25 protein-coding genes are annotated in these 18,250 nt (G+C 65.0%); 18 read left to right on the top strand and 7 right to left on the bottom strand.

The window, feature by feature from the left end; translation table 11 throughout:
- Positions 1-69 precede the first annotated feature (69 nt).
- Entirely contained in the window at positions 70-453 is a 384-nt protein-coding gene (locus E2484_RS06925) for a hypothetical protein (RefSeq protein ID WP_321112020.1), read from the top strand.
- A gap of 36 nt (positions 454-489) precedes the next feature.
- On the opposite strand, the gene E2484_RS06920 is transcribed toward E2484_RS06925, so the two are convergent.
- Positions 490-969: a DUF5812 family protein gene (locus E2484_RS06920; RefSeq protein ID WP_137284486.1), complete on the bottom strand. Its 480-nt coding sequence runs from the start codon at positions 967-969 to the stop codon at positions 490-492.
- A gap of 56 nt (positions 970-1,025) precedes the next feature.
- Positions 1,026-1,571, bottom strand: coding sequence for a hypothetical protein (locus tag E2484_RS06915; protein ID WP_321112019.1), 546 nt, complete (start codon positions 1,569-1,571; stop codon positions 1,026-1,028).
- Positions 1,572-1,853: 282 nt separating this feature from the next.
- Here E2484_RS06915 and E2484_RS06910 point away from each other — a divergent pair, with 282 nt between their 5' ends.
- From E2484_RS06910 to E2484_RS06900, 3 genes are all read left to right on the top strand, one after another.
- Positions 1,854-3,146, top strand: coding sequence for a glucose-6-phosphate isomerase (locus E2484_RS06910; RefSeq protein ID WP_137284485.1), 1,293 nt, complete (start codon positions 1,854-1,856; stop codon positions 3,144-3,146).
- A 139-nt stretch (positions 3,147-3,285) separates the two neighbouring features.
- A complete protein-coding gene (locus tag E2484_RS06905; protein ID WP_137284484.1) occupies positions 3,286-4,395 on the top strand; it encodes a CPBP family intramembrane glutamic endopeptidase in 1,110 nt (369 codons plus the stop codon).
- 127 nt (positions 4,396-4,522) lie between these two features.
- Positions 4,523-4,666, top strand: a complete 144-nt coding sequence (locus E2484_RS06900) for a CopG family transcriptional regulator (protein ID WP_137284483.1) — start codon at positions 4,523-4,525, stop codon at positions 4,664-4,666.
- A gap of 75 nt (positions 4,667-4,741) precedes the next feature.
- On the opposite strand, the gene E2484_RS06895 is transcribed toward E2484_RS06900, so the two are convergent.
- A complete protein-coding gene (locus E2484_RS06895; RefSeq protein ID WP_137284482.1) occupies positions 4,742-5,206 on the bottom strand; it encodes an NOB1 family endonuclease in 465 nt (154 codons plus the stop codon).
- Positions 5,207-5,452 (bottom strand): PRC-barrel domain-containing protein, encoded by a 246-nt coding sequence (locus E2484_RS06890; protein WP_137284481.1) that lies wholly within the window; start codon positions 5,450-5,452, stop codon positions 5,207-5,209.
- Between the two features lie 591 nt (positions 5,453-6,043).
- Here E2484_RS06890 and infB point away from each other — a divergent pair.
- The 3 genes from infB (at position 6,044) to E2484_RS06875 (ending at position 9,395) form a co-directional block, all read left to right on the top strand.
- Positions 6,044-7,846, top strand: coding sequence for a translation initiation factor IF-2 (gene infB, locus E2484_RS06885; protein WP_137284480.1), 1,803 nt, complete (start codon positions 6,044-6,046; stop codon positions 7,844-7,846).
- A 224-nt stretch (positions 7,847-8,070) separates the two neighbouring features.
- On the top strand, positions 8,071-9,024 hold the full coding sequence (locus E2484_RS06880) for a WD40/YVTN/BNR-like repeat-containing protein (protein ID WP_137284479.1): 954 nt from the start codon (positions 8,071-8,073) through the stop codon (positions 9,022-9,024).
- 95 nt (positions 9,025-9,119) lie between these two features.
- Entirely contained in the window at positions 9,120-9,395 is a 276-nt protein-coding gene (locus E2484_RS06875; protein ID WP_137284478.1) for a hypothetical protein, read from the top strand.
- Positions 9,396-9,415: 20 nt separating this feature from the next.
- Here the strand turns inward: E2484_RS06875 and E2484_RS06870 are convergent, their stop codons facing one another.
- On the bottom strand, positions 9,416-9,808 hold the full coding sequence (locus E2484_RS06870) for a DUF5811 family protein (protein ID WP_137284477.1): 393 nt from the start codon (positions 9,806-9,808) through the stop codon (positions 9,416-9,418).
- Between the two features lie 92 nt (positions 9,809-9,900).
- Positions 9,901-10,377, bottom strand: coding sequence for a pyruvoyl-dependent arginine decarboxylase (locus tag E2484_RS06865; RefSeq protein WP_137284476.1), 477 nt, complete (start codon positions 10,375-10,377; stop codon positions 9,901-9,903).
- A 216-nt stretch (positions 10,378-10,593) separates the two neighbouring features.
- On the opposite strand from E2484_RS06865, the gene E2484_RS06860 reads away from it, so the two are divergent.
- Together E2484_RS06860 and E2484_RS06855 are read left to right on the top strand one after the other, a co-directional pair.
- Complete coding sequence (locus tag E2484_RS06860) at positions 10,594-11,133, top strand: XTP/dITP diphosphatase (protein WP_137284475.1); 540 nt, start codon at positions 10,594-10,596, stop codon at positions 11,131-11,133.
- Positions 11,134-11,171: 38 nt separating this feature from the next.
- Positions 11,172-11,354: a hypothetical protein gene (locus E2484_RS06855; RefSeq protein ID WP_137284474.1), complete on the top strand. Its 183-nt coding sequence runs from the start codon at positions 11,172-11,174 to the stop codon at positions 11,352-11,354.
- Positions 11,355-11,434: 80 nt separating this feature from the next.
- Here E2484_RS06855 and E2484_RS06850 read toward each other — a convergent pair whose 3' ends face one another.
- Positions 11,435-12,364, bottom strand: coding sequence for a winged helix-turn-helix domain-containing protein (locus E2484_RS06850; protein ID WP_137284473.1), 930 nt, complete (start codon positions 12,362-12,364; stop codon positions 11,435-11,437).
- A gap of 186 nt (positions 12,365-12,550) precedes the next feature.
- Between E2484_RS06850 and E2484_RS24815 the strand changes: the two genes are divergently transcribed.
- The 9 genes from E2484_RS24815 to E2484_RS06810 all read left to right on the top strand — a co-directional run bounded on the left by E2484_RS24815 (position 12,551) and on the right by E2484_RS06810 (position 18,004).
- Entirely contained in the window at positions 12,551-12,688 is a 138-nt protein-coding gene (locus E2484_RS24815) for a hypothetical protein (RefSeq protein WP_170977259.1), read from the top strand.
- A 146-nt stretch (positions 12,689-12,834) separates the two neighbouring features.
- Positions 12,835-14,067 carry a translation initiation factor IF-2 subunit gamma gene (locus tag E2484_RS06845; RefSeq protein WP_137284472.1) on the top strand — a complete coding sequence of 411 codons (1,233 nt, stop codon included), beginning with the start codon at positions 12,835-12,837 and terminating at the stop codon, positions 14,065-14,067.
- 1 nt (position 14,068) lies between these two features.
- A complete protein-coding gene (locus E2484_RS06840) occupies positions 14,069-14,449 on the top strand; it encodes a DUF188 domain-containing protein (RefSeq protein ID WP_137284471.1) in 381 nt (126 codons plus the stop codon).
- 1 nt (position 14,450) lies between these two features.
- Positions 14,451-15,023 carry a DNA-directed RNA polymerase gene (locus tag E2484_RS06835; RefSeq protein WP_137284470.1) on the top strand — a complete coding sequence of 191 codons (573 nt, stop codon included), beginning with the start codon at positions 14,451-14,453 and terminating at the stop codon, positions 15,021-15,023.
- A 2-nt stretch (positions 15,024-15,025) separates the two neighbouring features.
- Positions 15,026-15,223: a transcription elongation factor subunit Spt4 gene (spt4, locus tag E2484_RS06830; protein ID WP_137284469.1), complete on the top strand. Its 198-nt coding sequence runs from the start codon at positions 15,026-15,028 to the stop codon at positions 15,221-15,223.
- An 11-nt stretch (positions 15,224-15,234) separates the two neighbouring features.
- Positions 15,235-15,786, top strand: a complete 552-nt coding sequence (locus E2484_RS06825; protein ID WP_321112012.1) for a GTP-dependent dephospho-CoA kinase family protein — start codon at positions 15,235-15,237, stop codon at positions 15,784-15,786.
- A 182-nt stretch (positions 15,787-15,968) separates the two neighbouring features.
- Positions 15,969-16,292 carry a 30S ribosomal protein S24e gene (locus E2484_RS06820; RefSeq protein WP_137284468.1) on the top strand — a complete coding sequence of 108 codons (324 nt, stop codon included), beginning with the start codon at positions 15,969-15,971 and terminating at the stop codon, positions 16,290-16,292.
- Complete coding sequence (locus E2484_RS06815; RefSeq protein ID WP_137284467.1) at positions 16,292-16,426, top strand: 30S ribosomal protein S27ae; 135 nt, start codon at positions 16,292-16,294, stop codon at positions 16,424-16,426. Before E2484_RS06820 ends, E2484_RS06815 begins: the two co-directional genes overlap by 1 nt.
- Positions 16,427-16,429: 3 nt before the next feature.
- Entirely contained in the window at positions 16,430-18,004 is a 1,575-nt protein-coding gene (locus tag E2484_RS06810) for a bifunctional N(6)-L-threonylcarbamoyladenine synthase/serine/threonine protein kinase (protein WP_137284466.1), read from the top strand.
- Positions 18,005-18,250 lie beyond the last annotated feature (246 nt).

Genomic DNA, 18,250 nt, shown 5'->3' with positions numbered 1-18,250 from the left:
CAGTCGTATTCTAGCGGAGTGACAGCCACGGGAAGAAGGCTCAAACCCTTCGCGCGCGTAGTTGAAGATATGGGGACAGATACCGACGAGACGGCGACCGGAAGCGACGAGGACCTGAGTGAGCGACACGAAGACCTCACGCCCGCCGACCGCGTGGTGGTCTCCTACCCCGAAGACCTGAGCGACTGGGGCCGGTTTCAGGTCGAGGGAAGCCCGTTCAAGGCGTACCTCCGGAAGACCAAGACCGACCGAGTCCGGCAGGGCGACGTGTGGGAGGAGTTCGTCGGCGTCGGTTGCTGTGGCAGTACCTTGGACGTACCCCTCCGTGTCGAACGAATCGACGGCGGGGAGACGTTCGGCCCGGACACCGAAGTCGAGTTCTCGGTCCGGGAGGCCTGCGGAATCGAAGGCGGTTGGCAGGTCCAGAGCGAAAGTGGGCCGAACGAGGTGTAGGGAAAAGGCGCTGCTACGGGTGAGGAAACGGCCTCGCTACGGCATGTATCGCACGCTGACGACGCCATCCTCGGCACGGACCTCGACACGCGAGATGCCGAGTCGGGCCGCCCGCGAGAGGGTCGCCTCGTCGTCCAGCACGTCGGCCACCGCGTCCTCGGTGTCCTCAGGTGGCACCGTGAGGACGTGAATCTCGCCCTCTCCGGCGCGTTCTTCGCGGGCGACTTCGCCCACGTCCTGTTCGTCTGCGAGTTCGCGTTCCTGCACGGTCGGGGGTTCCTCGCTCCGCTCGGTCGTGAGGCTCCGGCGCTCGTCGACTTCCACGACCGACCAGGTGAGGTTCATCGGCGGGTCGGGCGCGACCGTCGCCTCCACGGCGTCGGTCTCCTCGACGCCGGGGTTCGACGAGAGGGTGTGGACCTGTCCGTCGTGGACGTCCTTCAGGACTGCCGAACTGCCCTCGGCGTGCGTGACGAGGAAGGTACTCGTCTTCTCGCTGGGGTCGGAGTCGCTCATGCCTCAACCTACGGAGGCCGTGCTTTTCCCGGTTGCGTTTACCCACGTGGGCGCCGCTATCTCACGAACCGATGGACGACACCGACGAGCGCGGCCGCGAGTAGCGGCGGTGCGACGGCGTAGACCGGCGGGAGCGAGTAGAGAAAGTCCACTACGGGCGCGACCAGCGCGGGCGGGGCCTCGCGCTGGTCCGGCGGCGCGGAGATCAGAAGCGAGACGTACAGCGACAGGATGAACAGATAGCCCGCGAGCGCGAGCGACACGTCCGCGCGGACGGTCGCAGTTCCGCGGGCGTGCTGCCGCCCGGCCGAGACTACGGGCGCGATCAGCGCGACCAGCAAGAGGACCCCACCGACGACGAGGAACGCCCGCGAGAAGGTTGCGAACTCCGACCCGCCTGCCGTGTTGAACACCCAGACCGGGAGCGCGAGCAGGAGTAGAATCGCGAGCAGAGACCCGAGAAGGAAGCTCACGGCGACGTACGACTGGAGGAGTCGGGAGTCGGTTTCGGTGAACGCCCGGCGGAACGCGCCGAGCAGGACGCTCCGGGACTGCTCGCTCTGGGGGCTCTCTGGTTCGGTTCCGGTCTGGGCGTCACCCATCTCGTCCGGAGGTTGGGAAGGCGAGGTGAAAAGGAGTGCGGTACGCGGGGTCCGGCGAAGGGCGGACTCACTCGGCGGTAGAGATGAGAACTCCCTCCCGTCATCTCACGATACGAGCCGAACCAACGTGGCAATTTATCTATTACTCTAACACATCCACACGTTTCCCAAACAGAAATATTTCTGAAAGAAGCATTCGGTCGCTCCGCTGACATCGGACTGGCCGAAATCTACGGCCCGAGAAGCAACCATTTAGTTACGCGCCGTCGCCGATACGAACACATGCGAGTAGACCTCGGCAACGCACTCTCGGAAGTCGCCGACCCCGGACTCACCAGCACCGAACTCGACGAACTCGACGAGCGAGTCGCCGACGCCCACGAGCGAATCCGGCGGGGCCGCGCGAACGCCGAACACGGCTACGCCGCGCTGAACCTGCCCGAGACCGCGGATCCCGACGAGATTCGGCGCGCGGTCGAACCGTTCGCCGACGCCGAGGCGGTCCTGACCGTCGGTATCGGCGGGAGCGCGCTCGGGGCGGCCACGCTCGCGAACGGCCTGCCCTCCGAGACCGACGCCTACTTCCTCGACAACGTGGACCCCGAACACGTCACGCACCTGCTCGACTCTCTGCCGCTCGCCGAGACGGCAGTCAACGTCGTCTCGCGTTCCGGAACCACCGCCGAGACCCTTGCCAACTTCCTCGTCGTGCGCGAGGCGATGGAAGACGCCGGGGTCGATTGGACCGACCGGACCTTCGTCACGACCGGCCAGCAAGGCAACCTCCGGCGACTCGCGGAGAAGGAGGATCTGCCCGCGCTCGCCGTGCCAGACGGCGTTCCGGGCCGGTTCTCGGTCCTCTCGACGGTCGGGCTCGCCTGCGCCGCGATACAGGGCCACGACCTCGACGCGATTCTGGCGGGCGCGAGCGACGAGGCCGACCGCCTCGCGGGGTCGCTGTACGACTCGCCGGGCTACGCCTACGGCGCGGTCTCCTACGCCCTCGAAGAGCGCGGCGCGGCGGTCAACGCGATGATGCCCTACGCCGAGTCGCTCGAGACCTTCGCGGAGTGGTTCGCCCAGTTGTGGGCCGAGAGCCTCGGGAAGGACGGCCGGGGCCAGACCCCCGCCCGCGCGCTCGGCGCGACCGACCAGCACTCCCAACTCCAACTCTACCGCGCCGGGCCGCGCGACAAGATGGTCACGCTCGTCCGCCCCGAGGAGCGAGCGGACCGCCGGATTCCCGAGACCGACCTCGACGGCCTCTCCTACCTAGGCGGGTCGTCGCTCGGCGAACTGCTGGACGCCGAGTTCGAGGCCACCGAGGCCAGTCTGGCCGCCGCGGGCCAGCCCAACGTCCGGGTCGAAATCGACCGCGTGGACGAGCGGAGCCTCGGCGAACTCCTCTACGGCATGGAGGCCGCCTGCGTCCTCTACGGCGAACTCGCGGACGTGGAGACGTTCACGCAACCGGCGGTCGAGTGGGGTAAGAAGGCGGCCCGCGGTCTGCTCGGCGGTGGCGACTTCGAGGAGGCCGACGCCGTCGCCGAGAAGACGACGCTGACGGTGGAGTAGCGCCGGAACCGACCGTCTCGCACTTGTCGCCGGGTTTGCGCTCGCTCGGCGGGACTGACACCGGTCGGCCGACTGACGGGCCCCGACCTTTACGCGCACAAACACAGGGACTTTAGCCCGGCCGCCCCTCGTTCGAGGCATGGAAGACCGTTCTGCTGCGAGCGTTGGCGTCGTGTTGGCCGGGTTCGCCCTCGCGGCGGCCGCGTTCCCGTGGGGGACCGTCGGAGTCGGACCGGTCGAAAACGTCGTCCTCGCGGTTCTGGGCACCGCGGCGGTGGGCGCGTTCGCCCTCCGACGGCACGATTTGCTCGCTCGCGGTTCAGGGTCGATCGTCGCTGGCGTGGCGAGTTTCGGCGTCGTCGGCTACGTGGGCGTCGCGACCGCAGGCACGCTCGCCGGCGGGAGCAGACTCGTCGTCGAGACACCGACCCACTCGCCGTGGGGCGTGGCGCTCGCGTTCGTCGGCGGTGTCGGCGGCGTCATCGCGGCGTACGGCGACGGAAGGGGTCTGCCGGAGTCGCTCGGACAGGCCGCCAAAGAGATAGCGTGGAGCCTCACGGTCGGTTTCGCGGGCCTGTTCGCCATCGCGGCGTGGGGGAGCGTGTTACTCGGTCTCCTCACGGAGTTCCTCCCCGGCGAACCCGGCACCGCGTCGCAACTCGTCGTCGGCGCGATCGCACTCGGATTCGGTACTGGAACCGTCGCGCTCGTCTACTTCCAGATGAGCGACAAGACGCTGGCGTACCTCGACTTCCGCCTGCCGGACGCGCGCGACGTCGGCTACATCGTCGCCGGCGTCGTCGCGCTGTTCGGGTTACAGGCGGTCGTCGCGGTCGTCTTCTCGCAACTCGGCATAAGCACCGCGGAACACAGCGTCCAGCAGACCGCATCCGGCGGCAACGCCGACGTTCTGTTGCTGTTGATTCCGGCCTCGTGGCTCATCATCGGTCCCGGCGAGGAGTTGCTCTACCGGAACATCATCCAGAAGTCGCTGTACGGAACCTTCGGCGAGTGGGGAGCGGTGCTGGTCGGGAGCGTCGTGTTCGCGCTGGCGCACATCCCGGCCTACGCGGGCGGGGCCGACCTGGGCGGGCTACTGAGTACGCTCGTGGTCATCTTCTTCCTCTCGCTCGTCCTCGGCGCGTCGTATCTCAAAACCGACAACGTCACGGTCTCCGCGGTGATTCACGGCACGTTCGACGCCATCATCTTCGCAGCGATGTACGTCCAGATGTCGGGCGGCGTGTAGGGAGACGAACCAGCGCGATTCGAGTCGCCGAGCGTGAGCGGGTCGGTGGGCGTGTGCTGTGCGTCAGTCTCTCGTCCGCTTTCCGTCTGACGTAGATTTAACAGCTTCAATTTCTTTCGAAAATTGCATGGAGCGTCGCTATTCGTTCACGTGCGAGCGGGACCTCGCCAAGCGCATCGAGACGCTGGCCCGCGAGTACGACCTGACGACCCAAGAGGTCCTCCACCAACTCGTCGCGGTCGGTCTCGAAGAGATACAGTCCGACGAGTAGGCCCGCGTCGGGCGACGTCGTCCGCCGAGCGACTGCGCGAGTCGAGCAGTCGGTGAAATCAGGTGTTCGAGGTAATCAGGCGTTCGAGGGATTCTTGCGCGTGAGTTCGCTCCCACAGATGGGGCATCGGTCTTTGTTCTCGTCGAATTCCCGGCCACACCCCTGACACTGGAACCGCCAGTCGCGCTGTTCGGAGATGCCTTCCTGAGCGATGATATCGACGCTCACATCCATGTGTTCGGCGACGTTCTGCATGGCGTAGTCGTCGGTGACGAGCGTCGCGTCGAGTTCGAAGGCGCCCGCGATGAGGCGGATGTCGGTCGTCGAGAGTTCCTCGAGGTCGCCGGTCTCCCCGGCGGCCCGTCGAACTCGTTCGACCGCACCGTCCTGCGGGATGTGGATGTGCATCCCGGAGCCTTCCATCGCGTCGAAACGGTAGGCACTCTCGTCCTCTAATTCCTCGCGGACCATCGGAATGGTCGCCGTATCCGCGTTGGTGTGATACTCGTTGATGAAGGCTGAAGAGTCTAGAACGTACATTTACCGCTGGACGACGATGTAGTCTTTTACCGCCTGCACTCGTTGCACGGGGACCTGAAACCGACCCTGTTCGTCAGAGCCGAATTCCACCGTGTCGCTGTTCAACTGTTCGTCCGGTTCGACGAGCAAGTCGGCGAGTTCACCCGTCTTGAGGTCCATGGTGATGTTGTATAACATACCGAGTTCTGTCCCGTCTGACCCCATGACGGCCTTCCCCGAGAGGTTTTCGGCGAGGATTTCCGACATACCGGGGGTTACTGAACGCTCCTACATAAAGGATAGGGGGAGCGCGGTGAGTGGACGCCGGTCGGTGGACCGCGGACGGTCTCGTATCCGTCGGCGTCCGACGGCACGAATATCTACACCCACGTATAAGAAATGTATAACAGTCCAAAGGAAATGATATCGTTTCTCTCGGCCGGGACGAGATGACCTCAGACGCCCGTCTCCCCCGCGCTAGCGGCGGTTCAGCCACCCGACGTACGCCAGACCGACGAGGACGAGGAAGAACCACGGCGGCGCGAACAACAGGGTCGCCGCGAGGTTGAGACCGAACAGAACCTCGGACTCGACGATAACCCCGGCGAGGACGAGGAAGACCGCCGCTGGGTGTGGCGAGTGCGGCTAACGCGACGAGATCTGTCTAGTCCGTGACCGAGACGACGCCGACGTACGCGACGAACCAGAGCGCGACGGCGACCGCTCCGACATGCGTTCGGGTATACGTTTGCCTGGCATAAAATTTCGCCCGAAATCGACGCAAGAACATGGCGATGGAGTTAAATGCCACGCGCAGTACCTCTTGAGTAAGAAACCTTCTTTCCCCGGTGGTAGCCTATGCCTGACACTGATGCACGCGACAACGAACAAGGTCTGCGAACCCCTATCGTAGCAGTACTGGGACACGTAGACCACGGCAAGACCAGTCTCTTAGACAAAATCCGCGGTTCGACCGTCATCGAGGGCGAAGCGGGCGCGATTACCCAGCACATCGGGGCGACCGCGATTCCGCTCGACGTGGTGTCGAAAGTCGCCGGGAGCCTCATCGACCCGAGCGACTTCGACCTTCCGGGCCTGCTGTTCATCGACACGCCGGGCCACCACTCGTTCACGACGCTGCGCTCGCGCGGCGGCGCGCTGGCCGACATCGCCATCCTCGTCGTGGACGTGAACGACGGCTTCCAGCCGCAGACGCTCGAAGCCATCAACATTCTCAAGCAGTCCCAGACCCCGTTCGTCGTCGCCGCGAACAAGATAGACACCGTGCCGGGGTGGAAGCCCAACGAGGACGCGCCGGTCCAGCAGACCAAGGAGGCCCAGAGCGACCGCGTCCAGTCGGCGCTCGACGAGCAACTCTACGAGATTATCGGCGAGTTGAGCGACGAGGGGTTCTCGGCCGACATGTACTGGCGCGTCCAGGACTTCCGCGGCAACATCGGCGTGGTGCCCGTCAGCGCCGAGACCGGCGAAGGGGTTCCCGACCTGCTCACCGTCCTGATGGGACTGGCCCAGCGGTACATGAAAGAGGACATGGCCATCGACGTGACGGGACCGGGTGCGGGCACCGTCCTCGAAGTCAAAGAGGAGAAGGGCTTCGGGACGACTCTCGACGTGGTGCTGTACGACGGCACTATCCGCGAGGACGAGACAATCGTCGTCGGTGGCCTCGACGAACCCATCGTGACCGACGTGCGGGCTATCCTGAAACCCCGACCGCTCGCGGAGATTCGAACCGAAGACCGATTCGAGAAGGTCGAGGAGATTGCGGCCGCCTCCGGGGTCAAAATCGCCGCGCCAGACCTCGACAGAGCGATGGCGGGCGCGCCCGTCCGGGTGGTCCGGGACCGCGACATCGAGGAAGTCATCACCGAGGTCCGGGCCGAACTCTCCGAAATCGAGGTCCAGACCCAGGAGCAGGGGGTCGTCGTGAAAGCCGACACCCTCGGGAGTCTGGAAGCCATCGCCAACGCGATGGGCGAGGCCGAGATTCCAATCATGCGCGCCGAAGTCGGCGACGTGGCTCCCCGCGACATCAGCGTGGCGTCCACCGCGAACGAGGACAAGCACAAGACCATCCTCGCGTTCAACGTGGACGTGCTGGCCGACGCCGAGCGACAGGCCGAGGACAGTGAGGTGAAACTGTTCGAGAGCGGCGTCATCTACCGGCTCATCGAAGAATACGAGGAGTACGTCGAGGAACTCGAACGCGCACAGCAGGAGACGGTCCTCGACAACATCACCCGACCCGCCCGGTTCCAAATCCTGCAGGACCACACCTTCCGCCAGAACGACCCCGCGGTGGTGGGCGTGGAGGTCCTCTCGGGCACCATCAAGAAGAACAGCAACGTCGTGAAGTTCGAGGGCAACGACCCCACGCGGGTCGGCCAACTCAAAGGGATTCAAGAGCAGGGCGACGACGTGGACGAGGCCCGGAGCGGGAACCGCGTGAGCGTCGCCATCGACGGCCCGACGGTCGGCCGCCAAATCGAGGAAGGCGACGAACTCTGGATAGAGATTCCCGAGAAGCACGCCAAGATCCTCGAACAGGAACTCACCGACGACATCCCGGTGGACGAACTGGAGGCGCTCCAGATGTACCTCGACAAACAGCGCAAGCGCGACCCCTTCTGGGGCAAGTGAGCTACGCGGGAACCGCTATCTGCGGCAGTAGTTTATAAATATCGTCCTTTATTCATCATTGTTTATCCCTCCGCTTTAGTTCCCTTCTACGTGGAATTGAAGCAATACCGTGAGAAGGAAATTTACCGCGTGTCAGAGTTTCTTACGCGGTTTTAAACGGTCCGAAGGCCGAAAACGGCTTCCAGCTTTGAAGAGGCAACCGTCGCTCACCACCGACTGGAGTCATGACCGAACCCAATACGACGCGACGACGGTTCCTGAAGGCATCGGCCGCGACGGTCGCAACCGCCGCCCTCCCCGCGACTGCGACCGCCGCCGAAGGGTGGACGGTCGCCGAGACCCCCACCGGAAACACCCTCTACGACGTGGAGTACGCAAACGACGGCGCGTACGCCGCCGGCGCTGGTGGCGTCGCCATCGAGCGAACGAGCGAAGGCTGGAAGAAGGTCTTCGACGGCGGCGTCAGCGGTAACGGTAACTCGCTGTACGGGGCGGACGTGACCGACGACGGTAAGCGGCTCTGGTTCGTCGGTGCGTCCGGCTCTGTCGGTGAGTACGACGTCGAGACGGGCACACTCTACGACCATTCGAAGCCCACCGGAAGCACCAACAACTTCAACGACGTATCCGTGACGGGTACCGCCGACGAGGCCAACGTCTACGTCGCGGGCGACTCAGGCAAGATCTTCTACAGCTTCGAGAACGGCGCGTCCCAGACGTGGGACTACGTGACTCCGGGTAGCGGGGCCGGGCTCTCGGCCATCGACTTCCACGACGCGAAGTCGGGCCACGTCGTGGACACCAACCAGAAGGTGTTCGAGACGACCGACGGCGTCTCCTACGAGAACATCGGCATCGCCGACGCCAACGTCAACTTCTACGGCGTGGACAGCGACGCCTGCGACGACGTGTGGGTCTCGGGCGGCGGTGGCATGGTCTTCCACTGGGACGGCGCGAACTGGACGCCCGAGAGCCTCGGCGACGCGGGTCTCCTCGACGTCGAGGTCACCGACGACGACCGAGACGGCTTCACCGTCGGTGGCGGCGGCAAGGTCTACGACCTGACCGCTGGCGAGTGGGAGCAGGACGCTACCCCCACCGGCCAGAACCTCAAGGCGGTCGTCCGCGGCAGTCCGAACGTCGCGGTCGGCGCTGGCGGCACGGTCATCGAGAACTGAGCAGTTCGAGTCGGTCTTTCGGCACTCGAGCGTCAGGTCCGCCCCCCACCGAATCGGCTACCACCGAACAATAATTTTTAGTCGGACGCGACCGTATGGGCGTATTGGAAGGTGATTTCATGCTCGGGCAAATCCAACTACCCAGTGGTAACGCCGGAGTGCCGAACGTAACCTACTACGACCTCGCTCTCGCGGTCCTGCCGCTTCCGTTGCTACTCGGTCTGCTCGTCGGAAAACTGTTCGGCGTCTCGCCGCAGATTAGCGTGTCGGCAGGTGCGACGCTATCCGCGATCGCACTCGGCCATCTCCTCTTCCGTGACCCACCGACGCGGCGCGGTCCGCGGGGGAGATTCGGCGAGTCGGCGACGTAGGCGGGTCGGCGGCGGAGTCGCTACCGAGCGGTCGGCGTGATATTGTCGCCCATCATCTGCTTGACCTGCATGGCGGCGCTGGCCGCGAGGCCGCGAGCGACTTCGCCTTCCTCGTGAGTGTCGAGGTCGTTGCCGTCGAAGTCGTCGATGCTGGGGCTGAATCCTGCACTGACCGGGTGGCCGACGGGCGGTTGGACGGACACCTGCGCCTGCGGTCCGTTGCCGTCGTCGGCGACCTTCGACCCGACGACGTACTCGTCTGGGAGGAACTCGCGGGTCCGGGACGCGATGTCGGTGATGCTCTCGCGAAGCGACTGCTTCTGCTCGGGGGAGAGGTCCGGAACGTCGGCGTTCGCGCGCTGACCTGCCTGCGTCTTGCCGGGGACGCCCGCGTAGGGGGTATTTCCGTTCATTTATCTAACGCCAATGGATAAGTGCCGGACGTTATAAAAGTTCTCGGCTTCGGGAAAGAATGTCACGGTAATCGAGCGCACTCCTATCGGCGTCAGCAAATCGGTTCGCTCTCGCCGTAGACCGCGACCACGACCGCCGAGGCGTAGATTCCGGCGTCGGGGTCGGTGCTGGCGGTATGGATGCGCTCGTCGGTGAACGTCCACTCGCGCAGGTCGCGCCCGGCCGCGAGTCCGGACCGGACTCGCTCGGCCACGTCCTCGGGGTCGGTCTCGCCCGCGGCCTCGTAGAACAGGCCCGGTCCCTCCTCAGTCGTCGTCCAGCCGAGCGCGGCCGAGACGTGGCCGGGTCCGGCGCGGGTCGCAGACGCCTCCACGACGGTCAGGCGCTCGCCCGCGGGACCGAGGTCCGGGGCCGTGCCTACTGCCTCGACCTCGGCGTCGGCGGGGATGACCGACGAGACCGCGACGAGGTTGTAGTTGTGGAGGTTGGCGTCCGCGAGGGCGGCGTCGTACGAGGACATCTCGGTGGGACCCGTCCCCGTGCCCCACGCGACCCGAATCGTGCTCATGTTCGATGGAAGTCGGTGGACGAGGTAAGGGATTGCGATTTCCGGACCGGCCCGTTCCGTCGGGCGGTCACGTCTCCTCGTTCCGTTTCGCGGTGCTGTACGGTCGCGATACAGTCACGAGTGGCTTCCACAGTAGCCCGTGACCGCGTACTCCCAAACCGTCGCCTATAACCGCCAGCCAACCCGACCGGAAACCAACCGGAGAGACCCACGCACATGACCATCAGATTCGTGACGAGCAACGAGGGCAAAGTCGAGGAGGCCCGCGAGTACCTCACCGACGACGTGGAGCAGGTCGACTACGATTACACCGAAATCCAGAGCGACGACCTCGCGGAAATCGCGGTCGCCGGAGCGAAGGAGGCCTTCGAGGAGACCGGCGGCGAGGACCCCGTGGTCGTGGACGACGCAGGCCTGTTCGTGGACGCGCTCGGCGGATTCCCCGGCCCGTACTCCTCGTACGTCGAGGACACCGTGGGCGTCGAGCGCGTTTGGAACCTCGTGGAGATGGAGGAGAACCGCCGCGCGCACTTCCGCTGTATCGTGGCCTACTACGACGGCGAGACGGCCGAGACGTTCGACGGCGCGGTGCCGGGCCGCATCGTCGCACCTCGCGGCGACGGCGGGTTCGGCTACGACCCCATCTTCGAACACGAAGGAACGACGATGGCCGAGATGAGCACCGAGCGCAAGAACGCGATTTCGCATCGCGGGCGGGCGCTGGCGAAGTTCGCCGACTGGTTGGCCGAAAAATGAAGTAAAGATACTTGTCGGATGCGTGTCGAGATTCGATTGTGAACTCCGACGCGGACCGCTGGCTCTCGGTCGGAATTCTCGCATTCGGTGTCGTTCTCTGGCTTGCGCTGACCGTCTACCCGCTCCAGTACGACCGGGTAGAGAGTCTGATTCTGGTCGGACTGCTCGTGCTCGCCGGTTTCTTCGAGTTGGTTCTCGACGACGCCATCGTCGGGGAGTAACTCGTCCGCTACGAACCGAGCGGCTATGACGGCGACCGGCAGGTTCAGCGTCGTACCGCTTTCGAGCGCCCCCGTCCCGCTCAGTCCGAGATTGCCTGCGTGCCATCGGCCGCGGACGCGCAGGTCCGCTCCAGTTCGAGGACGTTCAGGTCGCCGTCGAGCGACACCGAGAGCACCTCGTCGTCGAGCGGGATTTCGACCAGTAGTTTCCACGGGTCCTCCGAGAGGATGGTCGTGTGCTGGTCGCTGACGCACCACGCGAGGTCCCAGTAGGGCGTCGTACACAGGTCCACGCCGTGTTCGCGGTGGAACGTCACCACGTCGGACTGGTCGAGCAGGGAGAGCCCCACCGCCGAGTAGAGTTGGTGGCGACACTGCTGGCACTCGTGGTCCACCCTGACTTCGAGTCCGAGGTAGTCCTCGGTGTCGCGGGTGACGGTTGTCGTCATCTTACCGTTGCATTCGGGGCAGACGCCGTCGGCCGCGAGGCAGTGGAGATGCCGCACGCGCTGGTTGAACGCGTCCATAATCTCCTCGCGCGTTCGGTTGTTGAGGCCGCCCGGCGGGAACGGGTACCGGCCGTGGTTCTTGCCGCAGTCCTTGCACTCGATGGCCAGCATCTCGTCGTGATAGTACGCCTGCAGGCCGCCGTCGCAGGTCGCGCAGGTGCCCTCCACGTCGAAGGGGCCCATCTCGGGGTGTTCGTTGAACGATCCGGCCAGAATCGCTCGGACGACCTTCTTGCCGGCCTGCCGGAAGTCGTAGCCGTCGTCGGTCTGGACCACGAAGTGGTCGGTGAGTTGCTTGAGGTGGTAGTTGAACTGCGCGCTGTCGCGCATGCCGACCTCGCGTCGAAGCTCCGAGAAACTCACCGGCCGGTCGGGTGCCTGCCAGAGCGCCTCCAGAATCGACAGTCGCGTCTCGTTGGCGATGACCGAGAACGCCTCGGCCGGGGCCACGCAGTCCTCGCAATCGCCGAGTGTCGGGTTCGGCCCGCTCGTCTCGCTCATACGAGGATCCACGACCGCCTCCGGCTAAAGCGTTGCCTTAACCTCGTTTTTGTAACTAATCCTACCTTTAGAGAGGCTGAAGACGGAGGCGACCACCACGGGGCCGACGCGGCCAAAATTAGTTTACTGACGCGGGTCGTCGGCTACTGGAGTAGAATGGCTCTCGGCGAGCGGACGCGTCGCCCTGTGGAGAACGCATTTGCCGAGACGACCGGCCGACTCGGCGGTCGGGAAGACCAGTTCGTCGTCCTCGCGGGCGTCGTCATAACGACAGGGGTGCTCTACGACGTGTACCGGCGTCAAACGCGACGCGCGGCGACGTGAAGCCGAGCAGACGAATCGACGGTGACGAAAGCATCGAACCGCCGCCGACGGAACTTTCGGGCTCGCGCGAACCGCCGAACCAGAACAGTAGGTTTATCAGTCTTTCAGGGCGAATCTTCCAGTAGAATTACTTCAGGAGGTCAACTTTGACAGGAAAACACGCCCAACCGGAGGTGAATATCGGACTGGTCGGTCACGTAGACCACGGAAAGACGACGCTCGTGCAGGCGCTTTCCGGCGAATGGACCGACCAGCACTCCGAGGAGATGAAGCGTGGCATCTCCATCCGGCTCGGGTACGCAGACGCCACGTTTCGGGAATGCCCCAGTCTCGACGAGCCACAACGGTACACGGTAGACGAAACGTGTCCGGACGGGAGCGAGAGCGAACCGCTTCGCACGGTGTCGTTCGTCGACGCTCCCGGTCACGAAACGCTGATGGCGACGATGCTCTCGGGCGCGGCCATCATGGACGGTGCGGTGCTGGTCGTCTCGGCCAGCGAACCCGTCCCGCAGGCCCAGACCGAGGAGCACCTGATGGCGCTCGACATCATCGGCATCGACAACATCGTCGTCGCTCAGAACAAGATCGACCTCGTGGACCGCGAGCAGGCCGAGCGCAACTACGAGGAGATTCAGGAGTTCGTGGAGGGGACCGTCGCCGAAGACGCGCCGGTCGTCCCCATCTCGGCCCAGCAGGAGGTCAACATCGACCTCCTGATGCAGGCAATCGAGGAGGAGATTCCGACGCCCGACCGCGACCCCGACGTCGACCCGCGGATGCACGTCGCCCGGAGTTTCGACATCAACCGCCCCGGCACGACGTGGGACGGTCTGATGGGCGGCGTCCTCGGCGGCAGTCTGGTCGAAGGCAAGCTAACGAAGGGCGACGAACTCGAACTCCGACCCGGCCGCGAAGTCGACGAAGGCGGACAGACCCAGTGGGAACCCGTCGAGACCGACGTGCGCTCGCTTCAGGCGGGCGGCGACACGGTGGACGAAGTGACGCCCGGCGGACTGCTGGGCGTCGGCACCGGTCTCGACCCGAGTCTCACGAAGGGTGACGCGCTCGCGGGGCAGGTCGCCGGAACGCCCGGCACGCTCCCGCCGACGTGGCAGCAGTTCACGATGGAAGTGGACCTGCTCGAACGCCTCGTCGGAGTCGACGACCAGGACATCGACGACATCTCGACCGGCGAGCCCCTGATGCTGACTATCGGCACCGCGACGACGGTCGGGTCCGTGACCAGCGCCCGCGAGGGCGAGTGCGAGGTCACGCTAAAGCGCCCGGTCTGTGCGCCCGAAGGTGCCCAGATAGCCATCAACCGCCGCATCGGCGCTCGGTGGCGACTCATCGGGGTCGGCACGCTCAAGGAGTAGGATGGTCGCCACGGTCGCCATGGATACCAGCGCGCTCATGATGCCCGTCGAATGCGACGTACGGGTCTTCGAGGAGTTGGAGCGCCTGGTAGGCGATTTCGAATGCGTCGTGCCGCGCGCGGTCCGCGACGAACTCTCGAAGCTCTCGAACGGCGGGAGCGCGGAGGCCGTCGCGGCCAGCGTCGGCGCGGACTTGGCGGCCGACAGATGTCGAACAGTCGAACACGAAGCATCGTACGCAGACGACGTGTTGGTCGAACTCGCCCCCGAGTTCGACTACGTCGTCACGAACGACGGCCCCCTCAAGGAGCGCCTGCTCGACGCGGGCACACCGGTAATTCATATAAGGGGCCGGAACAAACTCGGAATCAGCAAACCTTAGCATGTACAAACGGGTCAGACTCAAGGACACAGTCGAGGTCCCCCCAGAACACCTCGCGGACGTGACGCCGAATCTAGTGAAGAAACTCCTGCAGGACAAGTTGGAGGGTCGGATGGACGAAGACGTCGGAAGCGTCGTCAGCGTCGTGAATGTTCACGACATCGGTGACGGCGCGGTCCTACCGAATCGACCGGGCGTATACTACGAAGCGGAGTTCGACGCGGTCACGTTCGACCCGCAGATGCAGGAAGTCGTCGACGGCGAAATCGTGGAGGTCGTCAACTTCGGTGCCTTCGTCGGCATCGGTCCGGTCGACGGTCTGCTCCACGTTTCCCAGATCTCCGACGAGTACCTCGCCTACGACGAAGAGGGTCAGATGCTCGCGTCCCGCGAGTCGAACCGCACGCTCGGCGTCGGCGACTCGGTTCGGGCGCGCATCGTCACCAAGAGCATCGACGAGCGCAACCCCCGTGAGAGCAAGATCGGTCTCACCGCCAAGCAGGTCGGTCTCGGCAAGCACGGCTGGTTGAAAGAGGAGCGCGAGAAGCGACAAGCGACCACCGAGAGTGAATAACGATGGCCAGTGACCGCCTCGCCTGCCGCGAATGCCACGCCGTGGTCGAACCCGACGAGGACACCTGTCCCATCTGCGGGTCGACCAGTCTCACCGAGGACTGGAGCGGCTACGTCATCGTCGCTCACCCCGACGAGAGCGAAATCGCCGAGGAGATGGAAGTGACCAAACCGGGCAAGTACGCCCTGAAGGTCCGATAGGACGGAACAGCGTGAGCGACGTTCTCGTCACGCTCCCCGCGGAGATGCGGGGGGAACTCAAGGAGCCGATGGGACCGGTTTTCACCGACGCGGAGTCGCTACTCTCCGAGGTCGACGGCCAACTCGTCGCGGTCGGTGACGTGGTGACCTACCACCTCGAACGCGCCGGGGTCGTGCCCGACGTGGCCGTCGTGGACGGCCTGACAAAGCGCGAGGAAGTCGCAGACGAAGTCGCCGAGGGAGTCGCCCGTCTCGGCGGTGAGAGCCGAGAGGTCCACGTCGAGAACCCCGCGGGAGCGATCTCCCGCGGCCTGGTCGAAGCGCTCCGCGCGGCCATCGCGGACCCGGAGCCGACCGTCCTCGTGGTCGAGGGCGAAGAAGACCTCGTGACCCTGCCTGCAATCGTGGCCGCACCGCTCGGCGCGAGCGTGGTCTACGGTCAACCCGACCAGGGGATGGTCCACGCGAGAGTGACCGAGGAGGCGAAGGCCGAGATGCGCGAACTCCTGAAGCGGATGGACGGGGATTCCGAGGCGCTGTTCGAGAGTCTGGAAACCGACTGATACCGCAGTCGTCTCGGGAACTACCGAAAGAAGGACGAACGGCGGACCGAAGTAGCCGGCGAACGATTTGCGGTATCGACGGGACCGCGTACTGAGAAGTCGGAACGTGGACTCGGGGGGTGTTCACTTCGAAATCCTTTTACAACGTTCACAGCCAATTAGTGAGTAACTGAGCGATACACATGGAAGTCGAAATCCTCTCCGAGGAGCAGAATCCGATGCTCCACCGATCCGAAGTGCGGTTCCAGATAGTTCACGACGAAGCGACCCCTTCCCGACTCTCGGTCCGCGACAGTCTCGCGGCCAAGTTGGACAAGGATTCGAGTGAAGTCGTGGTCCACGAGATGAACACCAAGTTTGGGATGCGAAAGACCGTCGGCTACGCGAAGGTCTACGACAGCCCCGAACACGCCCGCGACGTCGAGCAGGACTACATGCTCGAACGCAACAAGATCTCCGCCGATACCGATAGCGAGGCCGAGGCCGAGGCGGAGGAGGCCGAATAATGGCGCGTAACGAACTCTACAACGACGACGGCACCACCGACAAAGAGCAGTGTACCCGGTGTGGCGACGCGTTCCTCGCCGACCACGGCGACCGCCTCCACTGCGGTCGGTGTGGTTACACCGAGTGGAAGTAGCGAATGCGCGTCCTCGCCGTCGAGGGCACCGCGTGGGCCGCGAGTACCGCGATCTACGACACGGAAACCGACTCAGTTTTTATCGAAACCGACGCCTACCAACCCGAGAGCGGCGGCATTCACCCGCGCGAGGCTGCCGAGCACATGAGCGACGCCATCCCCGAAGTAATCGAGACGGCGCTCGGGGAGGCGGACGGTCCAATCGACGCGGTGGCGTTCTCGCGCGGGCCGGGACTCGGTCCCTGCCTGCGGACGGTCGGCACCGCCGCGCGCGCGCTGGCCGGGACGCTCGACGTACCTCTCGTCGGCGTCAACCACATGGTGGCTCACCTCGAAATCGGCCGCCAGCAGTCGGGGTTCGACTCGCCGGTCTGTCTGAACGCCTCGGGCGCGAACGCCCACGTGCTTGGCTACCGTAACGGCCGGTATCGCGTCCTCGGCGAGACTATGGACACCGGCGTCGGCAACGCCATCGACAAGTTCACCCGCCACGTCGGGTGGTCTCACCCCGGTGGACCGAAGGTCGAGGAGGCCGCCCAAGACGGCGAGTACGTCGAACTGCCGTACGTCGTCAAGGGGATGGACTTCTCGTTTTCGGGCATCATGAGCGCCGCGAAGGACGCCTACGACGCTGGAACCCCGATCGAAGACGTGTGTTACTCCCTACAGGAGAACGTCTTCGCCATGCTGACGGAAGTCGCCGAGCGTGCGCTCTCGCTGACCGGGAGCGACGAACTGGTGCTGGGCGGCGGGGTCGGCCAGAACGCCCGCCTCCGGGAAATGTTGCAGGAGATGTGCGACCAGCGCGGCGCGGACTTCTTCGCGCCCGAACCCCGGTTCCTCCGAGACAACGCCGGAATGATAGCGGTTCTCGGCGCGGAGATGGTTCGGGCGGGCGACACCATCGACGTCGAGGAGTCGGCGGTGGACCCGAACTTCCGACCCGACCAGGTGGACGTGACGTGGCGCGGCGACGACGAGTCGGTGGCGGTCTGGCGCGACGAGGGCGACGAAATCGAGGGAGCGGAGGCCACCGTCGAAATCGGCGACGAGCGCGTCACGAAGCGACGCCTGCCAAAGAGCTACCGTCACCCCGAACTCGACGCGCGCCTCCGACGCGACCGGACGGTCCTTGAAGCGCGCCTGACCAGCGAGGCCCGCAGGCACGGCGTGCCGACGCCGGTGGTCTACGACGCGGACCCCCGAGAGGGCGTGCTGGTCTTCGAGCACGTGGGCGAGGCCGACCTGCGAGACGGACTGACGGCCGACCGGGTGCGCGACGTGGCCCGGCACCTCGCGGCGATTCACGGCGCGGGATTCGTCCACGGCGACCCGACCACGCGGAACGTCCGCGTCGATTCGGACCGGACGTACCTCATCGACTTCGGACTGGGCTACAACACCGACGACGACGAGGACTACGCGATGGACCTCCATGTCTTCGGCCAGAGCCTCGCCGGAACCTCGGACGACGCCGAGGCGCTCGGCCGCGAGTTCGAGGCCACATACGCCGACGTCGGCGACGACGCGGTTCTCGACCGGCTTCGAGAGGTCGAAGGTCGCGGACGCTATCAGTGAGTTTCGGTCGGCGCGCGCTGACTCCTCCCCTCGGTCCGGCGCGTGCAGGCGCGGCGCTCGTGATGTCGTCCTTCCTTGTCGGTCGCGGTCCTGACAATTCACGGAGTACGTAGCTTCCGTTCGACCCTCGGCTTCCCCGTTCTACTGTCTCACCGCACGAAACGACCGGGCGGAAACGATACGCGGTCGCTGTCGCCGCGACAAAGAGACATGTACACAATCGAATAAGACAACGAAATAATTCCT

The organism is Halorussus salinisoli, assembly GCA_005239435.1.
GTDB classification, from domain to species: domain Archaea; phylum Halobacteriota; class Halobacteria; order Halobacteriales; family Haladaptataceae; genus Halorussus; species Halorussus salinisoli.
The sequence above is the reverse complement of the archived record's forward strand: the minus strand, read 5'-3'. Positions and strand labels throughout refer to the sequence as shown.

Excerpts from the sequence above, each read along its gene's own strand:
- E2484_RS06890 (WP_137284481.1), bottom strand. The coding sequence starts at position 5,452 with ATGTCGGAAATCCTCGCCGAAAACCTCTCGGGGAAGGCCGTCATGGGG.
- E2484_RS06895 (WP_137284482.1), bottom strand. The coding sequence starts at position 5,206 with ATGTACGTTCTAGACTCTTCAGCCTTCATCAACGAGTATCACACCAAC.
- E2484_RS06815 (WP_137284467.1), top strand. The coding sequence starts at position 16,292 with ATGGCGCGTAACGAACTCTACAACGACGACGGCACCACCGACAAAGAG.
- E2484_RS06810 (WP_137284466.1), top strand. The coding sequence starts at position 16,430 with ATGCGCGTCCTCGCCGTCGAGGGCACCGCGTGGGCCGCGAGTACCGCG.
- E2484_RS06925 (WP_321112020.1), top strand. The coding sequence starts at position 70 with ATGGGGACAGATACCGACGAGACGGCGACCGGAAGCGACGAGGACCTG.
- spt4 (WP_137284469.1), top strand. The coding sequence starts at position 15,026 with ATGGCCAGTGACCGCCTCGCCTGCCGCGAATGCCACGCCGTGGTCGAA.
- E2484_RS06905 (WP_137284484.1), top strand. The coding sequence starts at position 3,286 with ATGGAAGACCGTTCTGCTGCGAGCGTTGGCGTCGTGTTGGCCGGGTTC.
- E2484_RS06850 (WP_137284473.1), bottom strand. The coding sequence starts at position 12,364 with ATGAGCGAGACGAGCGGGCCGAACCCGACACTCGGCGATTGCGAGGAC.
- E2484_RS06900 (WP_137284483.1), top strand. The coding sequence starts at position 4,523 with ATGGAGCGTCGCTATTCGTTCACGTGCGAGCGGGACCTCGCCAAGCGC.
- E2484_RS06860 (WP_137284475.1), top strand. The coding sequence starts at position 10,594 with ATGACCATCAGATTCGTGACGAGCAACGAGGGCAAAGTCGAGGAGGCC.
- E2484_RS06820 (WP_137284468.1), top strand. The coding sequence starts at position 15,969 with ATGGAAGTCGAAATCCTCTCCGAGGAGCAGAATCCGATGCTCCACCGA.
- E2484_RS06910 (WP_137284485.1), top strand. The coding sequence starts at position 1,854 with ATGCGAGTAGACCTCGGCAACGCACTCTCGGAAGTCGCCGACCCCGGA.
- E2484_RS06915 (WP_321112019.1), bottom strand. The coding sequence starts at position 1,571 with ATGGGTGACGCCCAGACCGGAACCGAACCAGAGAGCCCCCAGAGCGAG.
- E2484_RS06840 (WP_137284471.1), top strand. The coding sequence starts at position 14,069 with ATGGTCGCCACGGTCGCCATGGATACCAGCGCGCTCATGATGCCCGTC.
- E2484_RS06865 (WP_137284476.1), bottom strand. The coding sequence starts at position 10,377 with ATGAGCACGATTCGGGTCGCGTGGGGCACGGGGACGGGTCCCACCGAG.
- infB (WP_137284480.1), top strand. The coding sequence starts at position 6,044 with ATGCCTGACACTGATGCACGCGACAACGAACAAGGTCTGCGAACCCCT.
- E2484_RS06835 (WP_137284470.1), top strand. The coding sequence starts at position 14,451 with ATGTACAAACGGGTCAGACTCAAGGACACAGTCGAGGTCCCCCCAGAA.
- E2484_RS06875 (WP_137284478.1), top strand. The coding sequence starts at position 9,120 with ATGGGCGTATTGGAAGGTGATTTCATGCTCGGGCAAATCCAACTACCC.
- E2484_RS06880 (WP_137284479.1), top strand. The coding sequence starts at position 8,071 with ATGACCGAACCCAATACGACGCGACGACGGTTCCTGAAGGCATCGGCC.
- E2484_RS06870 (WP_137284477.1), bottom strand. The coding sequence starts at position 9,808 with ATGAACGGAAATACCCCCTACGCGGGCGTCCCCGGCAAGACGCAGGCA.
- E2484_RS06920 (WP_137284486.1), bottom strand. The coding sequence starts at position 969 with ATGAGCGACTCCGACCCCAGCGAGAAGACGAGTACCTTCCTCGTCACG.